The following is a 13565-nucleotide window of genomic DNA, read 5'->3' on the forward strand; positions in this document are numbered from 1 at the left end:
GCCACGTCGACGTCGTCGGCGACAAACGCCAGCTTGACGTAGGAGTCGGTGAACTTGCTCGGCACAAAAGCACCAAAATCCTTGCTTGCGAGCACTATCCGCACCATGTGAGGTGTGAGTTGTTCGGTACCGACAACCTCGAAGCGTTGCAGTGGTCGACCCGCCACTTGTCCTCCTGTCCAAACCCCAACCCCTGGTCGACTATACGAGTCGCGTCGTCGACGCGGCCTGACCTGCGGTGACCCGAACAATGCGCCACCGCCCGTCCTGGCGCTGCACCAGCCCAGCCAGCTCGAGCATCGCCAGCGGCCCCAGCGCCTGCTCAGGAACCATTCCCGAGGCGGCCGCGATCTCGTCCACCGTGGCGGCGCCGCGGCCCGGCAGCCCCTCGTAAACCCGGCGTTCGGCGTCGCTGAGGCCGTCCAGCGGCGTCGTCGGATGCGGCTCGTCGCGGGCCAGTTCTCCGATGTGGCCGACGAGTTCGACGACGTGGTCGGCGCGGGTGACCAGCTCGGCGCCGTTGCGCAGCAGGGCATGGCAGCCTGCCGACGCCGACGACGTGACAGGCCCGGGTACCGCCGCGACGACCCGCCCCAACGCCCGCGCCCAGGACGCGGTGTTGGCCGCGCCGCTACGCAGACCCGCTTCGACCACTACGGCGGCCCCTACCACGGCGGCAACCAGCCGATTGCGCGTCAGGAACCGGTGGCGGGCCGGGCGAATCCCGGGCGCGTATTCCGTGAACAACAGGCCCTGCTGGCCGATCCGGTGCAGCAGTGCGCTGTGACCGCTCGGGTAGGGAACGTCGAGCCCGGCGGCCAGGACGGCCACCGTGACGCCCTCGCAGTCCAGCGCGGCGCGGTGGGCCGCGCCATCGATGCCGTAGGCGCCGCCCGAGACCACGGCGACGTCGCGCTGCGCCAACCCGGCCGCCAGTTCGCCGGCGATGTGCTCACCGTAAGTGGTCGAAGCGCGCGTTCCGACCACGGCCGCCGCCCGGTGCGCGGCCTCGTCGAGCCGCACGGGCCCCAATGCCCACAACACCATCGGCGGAACCATCGGCGCACCGCCGCCGGGTCGAAGTGCGCCGCGGAATGCGGCGAACGCCAGCAGCGGCCACTCGTCGTCGTCCGGGGTGATCAACCGTCCGCCGCGCCGGGCAAGCATCTCGAGATCACTTGCACTGCAGTCAATTTCGCGCCGAGCTTCGGTACGGCGGGCAACGTTGTCGTCGACCATTCCACGCCGGATCCGCTCGGCGGCCTCGACGGGGCCGGCGCGCTGCACTACGGCGGCAAGTTCGGCGCAGGGCGGCTCGGCCACCCGCGACAGATAGGCCCATGCGCGCAGCGTGGGATCGTCGAGCGCCGGCGTCATCGCCGGCCTCCATCGGGTTGCGCGCGATGCAATCGCGAGGTGAAAAAGGCCGCGGCATGGCGCGATTCGTCCGAGCGCTCGCGATACCGGTGACCGTGACAATGGCGCTGCGTGGGGGGCACACTGACCGGCCGACGACGGCGCGCTGCTAACGCGCCGGGCCGACGGGTCGAGGGGCTCATCGCTGCGCCCCGGGTTGGCGGAAGCTGAGTGCGGCAGCGACTTCGTCGGTTCCGGGAGACGTGCGGCCGCCCAGGTCGGCCAGGCTCCACGCGACGCGCAACGTGCGGTCAAGTCCACGGATGCTGAGCAGTCCGCGGTCCAGCGCCCGTTGTAGGGGCTCCATTGCCGCGTTGCTGAGGCGGAAGTTTCGGCGCAGCAGCGTCCCACTGACTTCGGCGTTGGTGCGGAATCCGTGCGGCAGCCAGCGCTGGGCGGCGGCCGCGCGCGCCAGCTCCACACGATGGCGGACCTGCCCCGTCGATTCACCGCTTCCGCCGGCGAACGCCCCCGCCTTCACCTGATGCATCTGCACGCGTAGGTCTACCCGATCCAGCAGCGGCCCCGAAAGCTTGCCCAGGTAGCGCCGTTTGGCCGCCGCCGCGCAGATGCAGTCCTGCGGGTCGGCCGGGGCGCACGGGCACAGGTTGGCTGCCAGGACCAGCTGGAACCGGGCGGGATAACACGCCACCCCATCGCGGCGCGCCAGGCGAATCTCGCCGTCCTCCAACGGTGTTCGCAGAGCTTCCAGCGCGCTGACGCGGATCTCGGCGCACTCGTCGAGAAAGAGCACCCCGCGATGCGCCCGGCTGACGGCGCCCGGGCGGGCCATCCCGGACCCTCCGCCTACCAGCGCGGCGACGCTGGAACTGTGGTGTGGCGCCACAAAAGGCGGCCTGGTGATCAACGGCGTTTCTCCCGACAGCAAGCCTGCCACCGAGTGAATCGCGGTGACCTCCAGGGACTCGGCCTCCGTCAGCGGTGGCAGCAACCCCGGAAGGCGTTGGGCGAGCATGGTTTTGCCTACTCCGGGCGGCCCGGTGAGCATGAGGTGGTGCGCTCCGGCGGCGGCCACCTCCACCGCGAACCGCGCCTGCGTCTGCCCTACCACGTCGACCAGATCCGCCTCGGGCTCACCGTCGGTGGGCTTCACATCGATCCTGCCGAGCAGGGCGCCGCCGCCGCTGAGCCACTTCTGCAGCTGCCGCAACGTGCGCACGCCCCATACGTCGATCCCGTCGACCAGGCTGGCCTCGGCTAGGTTGTCCAACGGAACCACCACGGCCGGCCAGCCGTCGCGTTTGGCGGCCAGCACGGCGGGCAGCACCCCGCGCACCGGCCGGACTCGCCCGTCCAGCGACAGCTCCCCGAGCAGCACCGTTTTCTCCAGTCGGTCCCACGGGTTCTTGCGCTGCGCCGACAACACCGCGGCGGCCAGGGCGATGTCGTAGACCGACCCCATTTTGGGCAGCGTCGCCGGCGACAGCGCCAACGTCAGCCGCGCCATGGGCCAGGTGTTACCGCAGTTGGTGACGGCCGCCCGGACACGGTCGCGGGACTCCTGCAGGGCGGCGTCGGGCAAGCCCACCAGGTGCACGCCGGGCAGCCCGGAGGTGATGTCGGCTTCGATCTCGACGATCTGTCCATCCACGCCGCGCACCGCGACGGAGAACGCGCGGCCCAGCGCCATCAGGCGATCCCTTGCAGGTGGGTGATCTCGGGAGTGCGGCGCCGCCCGACCCGCACGCCGATCACGTCGATGCGGATTCCCGCGCAGCGCTGGTCCTGGCCGGCCAGCCACAGCCCGGCCAGCCTGCGCAACCGGAGAACTTTGCGCGGGGTGACAGCATGCGCCAGTCCTCCGTATCCGTCCCCGGTACGGGTCTTCACCTCGATGAACACCACCGTCGAAGTCGCGTCGTCGCGAGCGATGATGTCGAGCTCGCCGTAGCGGCAACGCCAGTTGCGCTGCAGGATCCGCAATCCCATCCGCGTCAGATGATCCACGGCGAGCGCCTCACCCATTGCCCCCAGCTGGATCCGGGTCATCGTCGTTTCGGTTGTCATGTGGATGAAGGTGCCCCGCGCCCCCGACGAGACGTGATGTCATCGCACCCCGCGACGGCCCGCGCCGGCGAGTTACCCCCAGTGCCAAGTCCATCCACAGCCGCCGGCGACACCCGGATGCGGAGAACTGACCGGGTCGCTCGCCCCGTGCGCCCTCACGCCCCCGCGGCCAGCGCTTCCAGCGTCTCGGCCGAAGAGTGCAGCGGACGCCAGCCCAGTTGGGTCTTGGCCTTGGTGGTGTCCATCACCATCGACGTCCGCGCCGTGTGCAGCCATTCCAGCATGGACGGCACCCCCGGCACCCGCGCGATCGCGGCCGATGCCGCCGTGGCCGCCACGGCGGGGACCCGCACCGGGCGCCCGCCCAACGCCCTGGCCACGTCGGCCACCGTCACCACTCCGTCACCGGCGATGTTGTACACCCCCGGGGGAGCCGGGGCCGTGGCCGCCAGCGCGACGGCCGTCGCGACGTCGTCGTGGTGCACCAGTTGCAACGGGTAGCCCGGATCGGGCACCACCGGCTTCAGGATGGGGACGGCTTTGACCACAGCACGCATCGGGCCCGGCAATTGGTTCCACGGCATGGCGTCGGCCAGCGCGGTGGCGTTGGGCCCGGCGACCACGCAGGGCCGCAGCACGAACACCTCGAGGGCGGAATCCTTGGTGATGTCGGCGAGCAGCTCCTCGCAGGCCGCCTTCTGCTCGGAATAGTAGTGCTCCGCCGATCCCCGGGTGGGCACGTCCTCGGTCAGCGGGACGGGGTTGTCGGAGTGGTAGCCGTACGCCGCCACCGACGAGGTGTACACCAGGCGCCGGGGCCGCTCGGCGGCCACCGTCGCCTCGAATACGTTGCGGGTTCCTTCGAGATTCACGCGGGCGCTTTCGTCGCGCGAGCCCATGATGATGAAGGCCAGGTGGATCACCACATCGGCCTGCACGACCAAGGCGTCGACGGCGTCGCGGTCCAGGATGTCGCCCTGCTGATAGCTGGTCTTCTGCCAGCCGCGCGACGACGGGTCGAACGGCCGGCGGGCCATGCCGATGATCGCGTCGACGGCCGGTTCGCGCTCCAGCGCCGTCACCGCGGAGATACCGATCTCCCCGGTTGGTCCGGTCACCGCGACGGTCACTCCCATTCAGAACGTCCTTCCCTCCCGCGGCCAGCCGAAACCCCGCGACCGAACATCACCAAGACCCAGCGCGCGCCTTCGGCGTGGTAGCACCATTTTTCCAGCGTCTCGCGATCCCCGAGCGGTTGGGCGTGCGGACACTTCGCACAATCAGCGAAGGCTTGGCGATCAACGGCGAGCGGCAAGATGCCCAGATCGGCCGCAACCCGACGGAACAGCATGCAAGGCTGTCGTGGGCGACCCATAATTTACGGCGATCGAAAGCGGATCACACCGCCGACACCGAATCGAGGCAGCAGCATGGCGGACGAATCGAATACCGACGCGGATGCACCCGCGACTGCCGGGGAGGAGGCTGACCCCGCGACGGTTTTCGCCGCCCTTGCCGAGATCATCTACCAGGGCTCGGATGTCCACCAGATATATGCCGCCATCTGCGTGGCCGCCACCCTGATCGTCCGTGGCTGTGACCACGCCAGCCTGTTGGTGCGCGAGAACGACAGATACATCACCGTCGGTGCCAGCGACCGTCTGGCGCAGACCATCGACGACCTGGAACGCCGGGCCGGCGACGGCCCATGCATCGACGCCATCGAGGAAGAGACACCGCAGATCGACACGGACTTGACCACGCCGTCGCTGTGGCCAAAGCTCGCCGAGGTCTTGGTCGCAGAGACCCCGGTGCGCGGCGCGATGGGATTTCGGCTTCTGGTCGACAAGCGCAAAGCGGCGGCGCTCAACTTATTCAGCGACACCCCGAACATGTTCGACGCCGAGTCCGCGGGGCGGGCGGCGGTGTTGGCCGCGTTCGCCAGCGTCGCCATCAACGCGGTCGCCAAGGGCGAGGACTCGGCAAGCCTGCGACGCGGCCTGCTCAGCAACCGCGAGATCGGCAAGGCCGTCGGCATGCTGATGATGCTGCACCAAATGAGCGAGGACCAGGCGTTCGACCTGCTGAGGCGCCACTCTCAGGCGCTGAACGTGAAGCTGGCCGACGTTGCCCGCGAGGTCATCGAGAAGCGCGGCCAGCTGCCCATCCCCGGCGAAAACCAGCTGCCGCCGAATACCTAGCCCCCGCTACTCGGGAAGCCGCAGCTCGGGCTTTTCGACCTCTTCGATGTTGACGTCCTTGAAGGTGACCACCCGCACCTGCTTGACGAACCGCGCGGGCCGGTACATGTCCCACACCCAGGCGTCGGACAGTCGCAGCTCGAAGTACACCTCACCGTCGGCGTTGCGCGGCGTCATCTCCACGCTGTTGGCCAGGTAGAACCGCCGTTCGGTCTCCACGACGTAGCTGAACTGGCCGACGATGTCCTTGTATTCGCGGTACAGCGAGAGCTCCATCTCGGTTTCATACTTTTCGAGATCTTCTGCACTCATCTGCTCAGACGTCCTTCTCCCAGACAGCTCTCCCCGGGCATCCCGGCGCTAGCTGCCGTTCGCCGGGGCGGCAATCCGGAACCCATCTTTCCTCACCGATATCCGTCGCGCTGCAGCGGTGGGTCCGGTTGGCAGTCGGCCACCACCCGGCCGCCGGACCCGTCGGCCACGCGCCGCACGTTGATGAAGGAATAACGATGCTCCGCGCACGGACCCAGCTGGGCGAGCGCCGCGCTGTGCGCCGGCGTGCTGTAGCCCTTGTGGTCGGCGAAGCCGTAGCCGGGATGGTCGGTCTCCATGGCGACCATCAAACGGTCCCGGCTGACCTTGGCCAGCACGCTGGCCGCCGCGATACACGCCGCGACCGCATCGCCACCGATGACCGGCAGCGACGGGACGGCCAGCCCGGGCACCCGGAACCCGTCGCTCAGCACGTAGCCGGGCCGCACGGACAACCCGGCGACGGCGCGGCGCATCCCCTCGATGTTGGCGACGTGCACACCGCGCCGGTCCACCTCTCCCGGCGGGATGAACACCACGTGATAGGCCAGCGCATAACGGCGGATCACCGGGAACAGCTTCTCCCGGGCAGCCTCGGTCAGCTTTTTGGAATCATCAAGCGCGGCAAGGCTTTCCAGTCGTCCCGGTCCGAGCACACAGGCTGCCACCACCAAGGGCCCGGCGCAGGCACCGCGGCCGACCTCGTCGACGCCGGCCACCGGTCCCAAACCGCTGCGGTACAGCGCGGATTCCAGGGTGCGTAACCCCGACGATTTGCGGATCACCGTCCGCGGCGGCCACGTCGTGACCACGGCTACCGATTCTGTTGCGGGTTCACCGATCCCACACCACCCCACCGGGACGGCGGCCACACGATGAACCTTGCTTTTCCGATCACGTTGGACACTGGCACGGTTCCCGAGGTCGGGTCGCCGGTGCACAAGACACCCTTGAGGGCTTCGGTCGGGACGCTAGTGCAGTGGGCCCGAGAATCCGCCGAATGCGTCCGATTGTCACCCATCACCCACAGCCGCCCAGCCGGGACGGCGACGGGCCCGAACTCGCTGCCCAGGCATGGGTACACCGATGGGTCGGCGGCCATGGTGTTGCGATCCAGGTACGGCTCCTTCAACGGCTTGCCGTCAACCGTCAACCCGGTGTCGGCACGGCACTGCACCGTCTGGCCGCCGACCGCGATCACCCGCTTCACCAGGTCGTTTTCGTCGGGCGGCACGAAGCCGACGAAGGACAGCGCGTTTTGCACAAAGCGCAGCACGGTGTTGTTGGACCGGATCGACTTGTAGCCGAGATTCCACGGGGGCGGGCCCTTGAAGACGATGACGTCACCGGGGTGGGGGGCGCTGAATCGGTAGCTGACCTTATCGACCATGATCCGATCGCCGACGCAGCCGGTACACCCGTGCAGCGTGGGCTCCATGGATTCCGACGGGATCAGGTAGGGCCGCGCCACGAAGGTCAACATGACGTAGTAGAGGATGACGGCGATCACCGCCAGCAGCGCGAATTCGCGCAACGTCGAATGCTTGGCGTCCGCCGGTTCGCCCTCGTCGGGCGCCTCCGCCACCGGCGGCCGTTCGGGCACCAATCCGCCCGAAGTCCCGGCGTCGTCCGGGGGCGTCTCCGGGGCGCGGGTAAAGACCTTCGGATCTGATTCGCCGGCGTGGGACTCGGGCTTCGATGAATCCGCGGTATCGGTCACGAGATCAGCGTAGCCAGCGCGCGTGGTGGCCCGGCCAACCGGCGCACCGGAGAAAGGATGGGACGAATCACCAGCGCCGCCAAGGCGTCCCGCTCAGCGCTTCTCTTTGATCTTGGCCTTCTTGCCGCGCAGCTCACGCAGGTAGTACAGCTTCGCGCGGCGGACGTCACCGCGGGTCACAACTTCGATGTGGTCGATGTTGGGTGAATGCACCGGGAAGGTCCGCTCGACGCCGACGCCATAGCTTTCCTTGCGCACGGTGAAGGTCTCCCGGATGCCCCCGCCCTGACGACGGATCACCACGCCCTTGAACACCTGGATTCGCTCCTTGGCGCCCTCGATGACCTTGACGTGCACGTTGACCGTGTCGCCCGGGCCGAAAACCGGAATATCGTCGCGCAGCGACGCTTGATCGACGAAGTCCAGCCGGTTCATGCGAGACACTTCCTTGAGGTCGCGGCCGACGGCAGCTACCCACACGCAGGTGTGAGGCGGTCGCCAAGCCGATGGTTTCGGGCTTTCTGGCGTATCTCGCAGCAGGCGGGAAACCGCTCAACCGGCCTGCAACCGCTGGAGACAACTGGTCAATTGTGCCAGACGGGGCGCGTGCCGCGAAAATCACAGCGAGTCGGCGGTTCGTAGCGCGCCAAACACGCTGGTAAATGGTACATATGACTGGGGTCAGAATGCGCTTCCGCGCAGGAGCGTGATGGCCGGTACAGGTAGCGCGATGGTCCCGCTGTTGCACTGTGTCGAAGTCACGCCGGAGGAGACGGATGCGGGTACGTCCACTGACGCTGGTCACCGCCACCGCGGCGGTGACGTTGGTGGTTGCCGCCGGTTCTGAGGCGCTGGTCCAGGCCAAGGTATACAGCCTGCCGGTCAGCGCGCCCGTTCGGATCATCGCCGCGCCACCCACCTCCGCTGCCCCGCAGTCGGCCGCGCTAAGGCTCGAGGCGGCCGCTCCCCCGCAACAGGCCCTACCGGGTCCGGGATTCGGTCAGCTGCAGGCCCGCGTCCAGCTTGCCGCCGACGAGGCCGCTGCCAGTGGCGCCGCCCTGTCGGTGGCCATCCTCGATCGCACCACCCATCAGCTGATCGCCAACGGAAACAGCCAGATCATCGGCACCGCGTCAGTGGCCAAGTTGTTCATCGCCGACGATCTGTTGCTGCACGAGAGCGAGGGCAAGGCGCCGCTGAGCGCCGATGATCGCCAGGCCTTGGACGTGATGCTGCAGTCATCCGACGACGGGGCGGCCGAGAGGTTCTGGGGTCAGGGTGGCGGAGCCGCCATCATCACGGAGGTGGCCGCCCGCTACGGCCTGTCCTCCACCACCCCGCCCAGCGACGGGCGGTGGTGGAACACCATGAGCTCGGTGACCGACCTGATTCGCTACTACGAGATGCTGCTGGACGGATCCGGTGGTCTGCCGGCAGATGAGGCCAAGATCATCGTCAACGACCTGTCGCAGTCCACCCCCAACGGGCTCGACGGCTACCCGCAGCGATTCGGCATCCCCGACGGCCTGTATGCCGAGCCGGTCGCCGTCAAGCAGGGCTGGATGTGCTGCATCGGGAGTGACTGGATGCATCTTTCGACCGGGGTGATCGGGGCCGACCGCCGCTACATCATGGTGGTCCAGTCCCTGCAGCCCGCCGATGACGCCACCGCACGCGACACCATCACCCGCGCGGTCAAGACGATCTTTCCCGAGGGCCGAATCGACGTGCCCCGACATGGGCTCTAGCGGACCGCATCGTCGCCGGGCTCAGCCCGATGGCCCAACTCCTGCTCGGTCCGCTCTAGCGGACCGCATCGTCGCCGGGCTCAAGCCCGATGGCCCAACTCCTCCTCGGTCCGCTCTAGCGGACCGCATCGTCGCCGGGCTCAAGCAACTCGGGGCGGCGCTCGCGAGTCCGCTGTAGCGAGATCTCCCGGCGCCACGCCGCGATTCGCGCGTGGTCACCGGACAGCAGCACCTCGGGGACGTCGAGCCCACGCCAGCTCGGCGGCCTGGTGTAGGAGGGTCCCTCCAGGCGCCGGTCCAACGCCGGCGAGTGCGAATCGTCTCGGTGCGACGCGGGATTGCCAAGGACTCCGTCGAGCAGGCGCAGCACCGCCTCGATCATCACCACGGCCGCCGACTCGCCACCGGGCAGCACGTAGTCGCCGATCGAAACCTCCTCGACCCGCATCCGCCCCGCGGCATCCTCAATGACCCGCTGGTCGATGCCCTCATAACGACCGCAGGCGAACACCAGGTGGGTCTCGACGCTCCAGAGCGCGGCCGTCGCCTGGGTGAACAACCGGCCCGCGGGGGTGGGAACAATCAAAAGTGTTTCGGCAGAGGTGATTTCGTCGAGCGCCTCCCCCCACACCGGCGCCTTCATCACCATCCCCGGGCCACCGCCGTACGGCGAATCGTCGACGGAGCGGTGCACGTCATGCGTCCAGCGCCGCAGGTCGTGCACGTGCAGATCGACCAGGCCGGACTGGATCGCCTTGCCCGGCAACGATTGCCGCAGCGGATCCAGATAAGCCGGAAAGATGGTAACGACGTCGATTCTCATCTCGAAGATCCCCGTTACAGGTCCAGCAAGCCTTCGGGCGGGTCGATCTCAACCGTTCCGTCGTCCAGCGACACCGCCGTGACGATCGCAGTCACGAACGGCACCAACACTTCCCGCTTCTCGTCGCCGGCATCACTTCGCACCGCCAACAGTTCACCGGCCGCAGTGTGCAACACCTCGGCCACGACACCGATCTGCTGGCCCGCGGCGGTGCGCACGCGCAGGCCTTCGAGCTGATGGTCGTAGTAGGTGTCCGCCTCGTCGATCTCGGGCAAATCCTCGGAATTGACGACGAACAGGGTCCCGCGCAGCGCGTCGGCGGCGTCACGGTCGGTGACGCCGGCCAGTCGGACCAGCAGCCGCCCGCCGTGCTCGCGCACACTCTCGATGACACAGTTGCGTTCCGCACCGCCTCGAGACGGCTTGGCGCGCAACGTGTTACCCGGCGAGAATCGGGCATCGGGATCGTCGGTGCGGATCTCCACCACCAGCTCGCCGCTGATGCCGTGGGCTTTCACCACGCGCCCGACGGTCAACTCCAAGGGAGTTCCATGAGCAGCGCCCCGCTACTGGTCGGTGTCCACCACGTCGACGCGGATGCCGCGACCACCGATACCGGCGACCAGCGTGCGCAGTGCGGTTGCGGTGCGACCTCCGCGACCGATCACCTTGCCCAAGTCGTCGGGATGGACGTGGACCTCGACCGTCCGCCCCCGGCGGCTGGTCACCATGTCCACCCGGACGTCGTCGGGATTGTCGACAATCCCGCGAACCAGGTGCTCAACAGCGTCAACGACAACCGTACTCATCGCCGCGATCAGCTTTCGGTGGTCGGCTCGGCCTGCTCGCCGGTCTCGGCGGGCGCCTCGGCTTCAGCGGCGGCGGTCTCCGCGGGGGCCTCGGCCGCGGCCTCGGGTTCGGCTGACTCGTCCGCGGCCTTCGCGGCCTTCGCGGCCTTCTTGGCCGGGGCCTTCTTCTTCGGCTTTGCGGCCTCGGTCGTCGGTCCGCCCTCGGCCTCGGCCAGCGCGGCGTTGAACAGCTCCAGCTTGCTGGGCTTGGCGGGGGCGACCTTCAGGCGGCCCTCCGCACCGGGCAGACCCTTGAACTTCTGCCAGTCGCCGGTGATCTTCAACAGCTTGAGGACGGGCTCGGTGGGCTGGGCACCCACGGACAACCAGTACTGGGCGCGCTCGGAATTGATCTCAATGAGGCTCGGGTCTTCCTTCGGGTGGTAGCGGCCGATGACCTCGATAGAGCGTCCGTCGCGCCGGGTCCGTGCGTCGGCGACGGCGATGCGGTACTGGGGATTGCGGATCTTGCCAAGCCGAGTGAGCTTGATCTTCACAGCCATGGTTAAGCGATTTCTCCTGTGTGTGTCACGCTGCAATTCAGCGATCGGGGCGGGATGCCCCGATCCGGTTTTGCCTCGCGTGTATGACCGGTCGGCGATGCGTAATCGCTCGGCGGACAGCCGCCCATTGTGCCAGAACAGGGGCGGTGATCAGAAATTCGCCGGCCGGTCGTGTTACCGAGATTGCCGTCGTGGTCGTGATCTGGAGGCCAGGCACAGCCCTGACGGCAATCTGGGCGAACGCGGCGAACGCGGCGAACGCGGCGAACGCGGCGAACGCGGCGAACGCGGCGAACGCGGCGAACGCGGCCACTCACATCACCTTCTGAAAGACCTTGGTCTCCGCCCGGCGCGTCATGCGCCAACCGTCGGGTGTGCGCACGAACTCGTCGTCGTACCAAAGGCCGCAGAACAGTACCTGGTCCTTGTCACCGCCCAGCACCATCGGGTTGAAGCAGATCACGCGCGACGAGGCCTTGTCCCCGTCGATTTGGACAGAGAAGTTGCCCAGCATGTGTGCATACACCGGGAAGTTGGGCAGCACCTCGGCCAGCCATTTCTTCACCTCGGGATAATGGCCCTTGATGCCGCCCAGCGCCGTGTAGTCGATGTAGGCGTCGGGTGTGAACACCTTGTCCAGGTCGTCGAATCGCCGGTTGTCGATGGCGGTGGAATAGTCCACCAACAGCTGCTGGATCTCCAGGCGGTCCGAGATGTCCTCCAAGCTCAACATTTCGTTGATTGAACACGATCCGAGCGGGCTCCACGGCGATAGCTGCTGGGACCGCAGCCGAACCACCGTCGACACGACCGGCTGAGCACGCTCTGCTCGGCGTAGCCGAGTTCTCGGGTGAGGTGCGACAAGCTCATGTCGGTGTTGCGCAGGTAGTGTTCGGCGGTTTCGCGGCGCACGCCATCAATGAGTTCGCCGAAGGTCGTTTTCTCCGCGGCGAGTCGGCGGTGCAACGCCCTGGGATGCAGATCGAACTGGGCGGCGATCAACTCGAGGCTAGCGGTGCCGGTCGGTAGTAGTTGGCGAACCATTCTGCGGACTGACTCAGTCATGCCGGGTTGATGTGTGGTGACCCCGGTTAAGTACTGCACCACCGCTTGATGGGCGAGCGCGTCCTGTTTGAGGGGACGCCCGAGATCGGCGGTGCGGAGGGTGAAGCCCGCTGTCGGTTGTGTGAAATGCGGTCGGCAGCCGAAGTAGGTCAGATAGTCGGCCGTCGCCGTCAGCGGCTGATGCGGAAGGTGCACCGCCAAGGGTGCGTACTGTGCGCCGAGCAGAAACCGCATCACCCCAAGCGAAACCCCAAGGGACAGTTCGATGGTCTGCGGGTGCGGCGGCGGCCGCTCGATCAAGATCTCGAATGCGTAGAACAATTGTTCGGGGTTGGCGCCAGGGGTGATTCGCCCGGAGATGGCTGGGCTGTAGGCCGCTATGAACGTTTCGAGAATCATGAACGCGTCGCCGACGGTGGCCGCCGTGCGCGCAGCCACCCCGACCGGTCCAAGGATTTCGATGCCCTGCCGCAGTGCAAACCGCCGCCCGAAATCCCGAGTTGAGGTGGCTGCCGCAGCGGTCTCAACAGCCACGATGAGGCTGCGGTAAGGCAAAAAAACTTCATGGTCGCCGACATCTTGGGGCCGAATGCCGGCGGCGCGAAGCAGCTCGATTGGATCGCCACCCAGTTCGGCGACCAGTCGGGGGTAGCCCGACAGCGACGTTCCCCGCACCACCGACATGTCAGAAAATGTCAAATAATCGTCCACAATTGTCAAGACTCCGGCGTTGCCGCGCCCGCATCCTGTGAGAGAACGACCAGGAAAGGAAATCTCATGGGCTTCGACACGGTAGTCCGCAACGGCCGCTGGTTCGATGGCACCGGCGCGCCATCGGCGATCCGCAATATCGGGATCCGCGACGGCCGTGTCGCCGCGATCAGCCCGCGGGCGCTCGACG

General features: G+C 67.5%; 17 protein-coding genes and 1 pseudogene. 2 read left to right on the forward strand and 16 right to left on the reverse strand.

Features of this window, described 5'->3' with window-relative positions:
• The 5 genes from A5686_RS02385 to A5686_RS02405 form a co-directional block, all read right to left on the reverse strand.
• Nucleotides 1–167: siderophore-interacting protein (locus A5686_RS02385; RefSeq protein ID WP_197520453.1), on the reverse strand; the 167-nt coding region annotated here is incomplete at its 3' end.
• Between the two features lie 34 nt (nt 168–201).
• Nucleotides 202–1377 carry a DNA-processing protein DprA gene (gene dprA / locus A5686_RS02390; RefSeq protein ID WP_067930523.1) on the reverse strand — a complete coding sequence of 392 codons (1176 nt, stop codon included), beginning with the start codon at nt 1375–1377 and terminating at the stop codon, nt 202–204.
• A gap of 178 nt (nt 1378–1555) precedes the next feature.
• The gene (locus A5686_RS02395; protein ID WP_067930526.1) at nt 1556–3067 is read right to left on the reverse strand and encodes a YifB family Mg chelatase-like AAA ATPase; all 1512 of its coding nucleotides are present in this window, start codon (nt 3065–3067) and stop codon (nt 1556–1558) included.
• A complete protein-coding gene (locus tag A5686_RS02400) occupies nt 3067–3444 on the reverse strand; it encodes a YraN family protein (RefSeq protein ID WP_067930529.1) in 378 nt (125 codons plus the stop codon). The genes A5686_RS02395 and A5686_RS02400 overlap by 1 nt, the downstream gene beginning before the upstream one ends.
• Nucleotides 3445–3599: 155 nt before the next feature.
• Nucleotides 3600–4580 carry an NAD-dependent epimerase/dehydratase family protein gene (locus tag A5686_RS02405; RefSeq protein WP_067930532.1) on the reverse strand — a complete coding sequence of 327 codons (981 nt, stop codon included), beginning with the start codon at nt 4578–4580 and terminating at the stop codon, nt 3600–3602.
• Between the two features lie 294 nt (nt 4581–4874).
• Here A5686_RS02405 and A5686_RS02415 point away from each other — a divergent pair, with 294 nt between their 5' ends.
• A complete protein-coding gene (locus A5686_RS02415) occupies nt 4875–5645 on the forward strand; it encodes a GAF and ANTAR domain-containing protein (RefSeq protein WP_067930538.1) in 771 nt (256 codons plus the stop codon).
• 6 nt (nt 5646–5651) lie between these two features.
• Here A5686_RS02415 and A5686_RS02420 read toward each other — a convergent pair whose 3' ends face one another.
• From A5686_RS02420 to rplS, 4 genes and pseudogenes are all read right to left on the reverse strand, one after another.
• Nucleotides 5652–5957, reverse strand: a complete 306-nt coding sequence (locus tag A5686_RS02420; RefSeq protein ID WP_003875077.1) for a DUF2469 domain-containing protein — start codon at nt 5955–5957, stop codon at nt 5652–5654.
• A 4-nt stretch (nt 5958–5961) separates the two neighbouring features.
• Nucleotides 5962–6769: pseudogene (locus tag A5686_RS02425) on the reverse strand (ribonuclease HII).
• Nucleotides 6770–6771: 2 nt separating this feature from the next.
• Entirely contained in the window at nt 6772–7563 is a 792-nt protein-coding gene (gene lepB, locus A5686_RS02430; protein ID WP_369829664.1) for a signal peptidase I, read from the reverse strand.
• 207 nt (nt 7564–7770) lie between these two features.
• The gene (rplS, locus tag A5686_RS02435) at nt 7771–8112 is read right to left on the reverse strand and encodes a 50S ribosomal protein L19 (RefSeq protein ID WP_067304506.1); all 342 of its coding nucleotides are present in this window, start codon (nt 8110–8112) and stop codon (nt 7771–7773) included.
• 341 nt (nt 8113–8453) lie between these two features.
• On the opposite strand from rplS, the gene A5686_RS02440 reads away from it, so the two are divergent.
• Entirely contained in the window at nt 8454–9425 is a 972-nt protein-coding gene (locus A5686_RS02440; protein WP_067930546.1) for a hypothetical protein, read from the forward strand.
• 115 nt (nt 9426–9540) lie between these two features.
• Here A5686_RS02440 and trmD read toward each other — a convergent pair whose 3' ends face one another.
• Genes trmD through A5686_RS02475 form a run of 7 tightly spaced genes read right to left on the reverse strand, consistent with a single transcriptional unit; the run spans nt 9541 to nt 13348 of the window.
• Entirely contained in the window at nt 9541–10248 is a 708-nt protein-coding gene (gene trmD / locus A5686_RS02445) for a tRNA (guanosine(37)-N1)-methyltransferase TrmD (protein WP_067930549.1), read from the reverse strand.
• A gap of 14 nt (nt 10249–10262) precedes the next feature.
• Nucleotides 10263–10790 carry a ribosome maturation factor RimM gene (rimM, locus tag A5686_RS02450; RefSeq protein WP_067930552.1) on the reverse strand — a complete coding sequence of 176 codons (528 nt, stop codon included), beginning with the start codon at nt 10788–10790 and terminating at the stop codon, nt 10263–10265.
• A 24-nt stretch (nt 10791–10814) separates the two neighbouring features.
• Nucleotides 10815–11057 carry an RNA-binding protein gene (locus A5686_RS02455; protein ID WP_003878715.1) on the reverse strand — a complete coding sequence of 81 codons (243 nt, stop codon included), beginning with the start codon at nt 11055–11057 and terminating at the stop codon, nt 10815–10817.
• Between the two features lie 8 nt (nt 11058–11065).
• The gene (gene rpsP / locus A5686_RS02460; protein WP_067930555.1) at nt 11066–11599 is read right to left on the reverse strand and encodes a 30S ribosomal protein S16; all 534 of its coding nucleotides are present in this window, start codon (nt 11597–11599) and stop codon (nt 11066–11068) included.
• Between the two features lie 37 nt (nt 11600–11636).
• Nucleotides 11637–11912 (reverse strand): hypothetical protein, encoded by a 276-nt coding sequence (locus A5686_RS02465; RefSeq protein WP_067930558.1) that lies wholly within the window; start codon nt 11910–11912, stop codon nt 11637–11639.
• Nucleotides 11913–12332 (reverse strand): nuclear transport factor 2 family protein, encoded by a 420-nt coding sequence (locus tag A5686_RS02470; RefSeq protein WP_067930561.1) that lies wholly within the window; start codon nt 12330–12332, stop codon nt 11913–11915.
• A complete protein-coding gene (locus tag A5686_RS02475) occupies nt 12326–13348 on the reverse strand; it encodes an AraC family transcriptional regulator (RefSeq protein WP_067930563.1) in 1023 nt (340 codons plus the stop codon). The genes A5686_RS02470 and A5686_RS02475 overlap by 7 nt, the downstream gene beginning before the upstream one ends.
• Nucleotides 13349–13565: the final 217 nt, after the last annotated feature.

This window comes from Mycobacterium sp. E2479 (assembly GCF_001667925.1).
Classification (GTDB): domain Bacteria; phylum Actinomycetota; class Actinomycetes; order Mycobacteriales; family Mycobacteriaceae; genus Mycobacterium.

Bases quoted from the DNA above. Each gene is read 5' to 3' on its own strand.
- A5686_RS02400 (WP_067930529.1), bottom strand. From the start codon at position 3,444: ATGACAACCGAAACGACGATGACCCGGATCCAGCTGGGGGCAATGGGT.
- A5686_RS02455 (WP_003878715.1), bottom strand. From the start codon at position 11,057: ATGAGTACGGTTGTCGTTGACGCTGTTGAGCACCTGGTTCGCGGGATT.
- A5686_RS02420 (WP_003875077.1), bottom strand. From the start codon at position 5,957: ATGAGTGCAGAAGATCTCGAAAAGTATGAAACCGAGATGGAGCTCTCG.
- A5686_RS02440 (WP_067930546.1), top strand. From the start codon at position 8,454: ATGCGGGTACGTCCACTGACGCTGGTCACCGCCACCGCGGCGGTGACG.
- A5686_RS02405 (WP_067930532.1), bottom strand. From the start codon at position 4,580: ATGGGAGTGACCGTCGCGGTGACCGGACCAACCGGGGAGATCGGTATC.
- A5686_RS02475 (WP_067930563.1), bottom strand. From the start codon at position 13,348: ATGTCGGTGGTGCGGGGAACGTCGCTGTCGGGCTACCCCCGACTGGTC.
- A5686_RS02470 (WP_067930561.1), bottom strand. From the start codon at position 12,332: ATGTTGAGCTTGGAGGACATCTCGGACCGCCTGGAGATCCAGCAGCTG.
- A5686_RS02415 (WP_067930538.1), top strand. From the start codon at position 4,875: ATGGCGGACGAATCGAATACCGACGCGGATGCACCCGCGACTGCCGGG.
- rplS (WP_067304506.1), bottom strand. From the start codon at position 8,112: ATGAACCGGCTGGACTTCGTCGATCAAGCGTCGCTGCGCGACGATATT.
- dprA (WP_067930523.1), bottom strand. From the start codon at position 1,377: ATGACGCCGGCGCTCGACGATCCCACGCTGCGCGCATGGGCCTATCTG.
- rpsP (WP_067930555.1), bottom strand. From the start codon at position 11,599: ATGGCTGTGAAGATCAAGCTCACTCGGCTTGGCAAGATCCGCAATCCC.
- trmD (WP_067930549.1), bottom strand. From the start codon at position 10,248: ATGAGAATCGACGTCGTTACCATCTTTCCGGCTTATCTGGATCCGCTG.
- A5686_RS02395 (WP_067930526.1), bottom strand. From the start codon at position 3,067: ATGGCGCTGGGCCGCGCGTTCTCCGTCGCGGTGCGCGGCGTGGATGGA.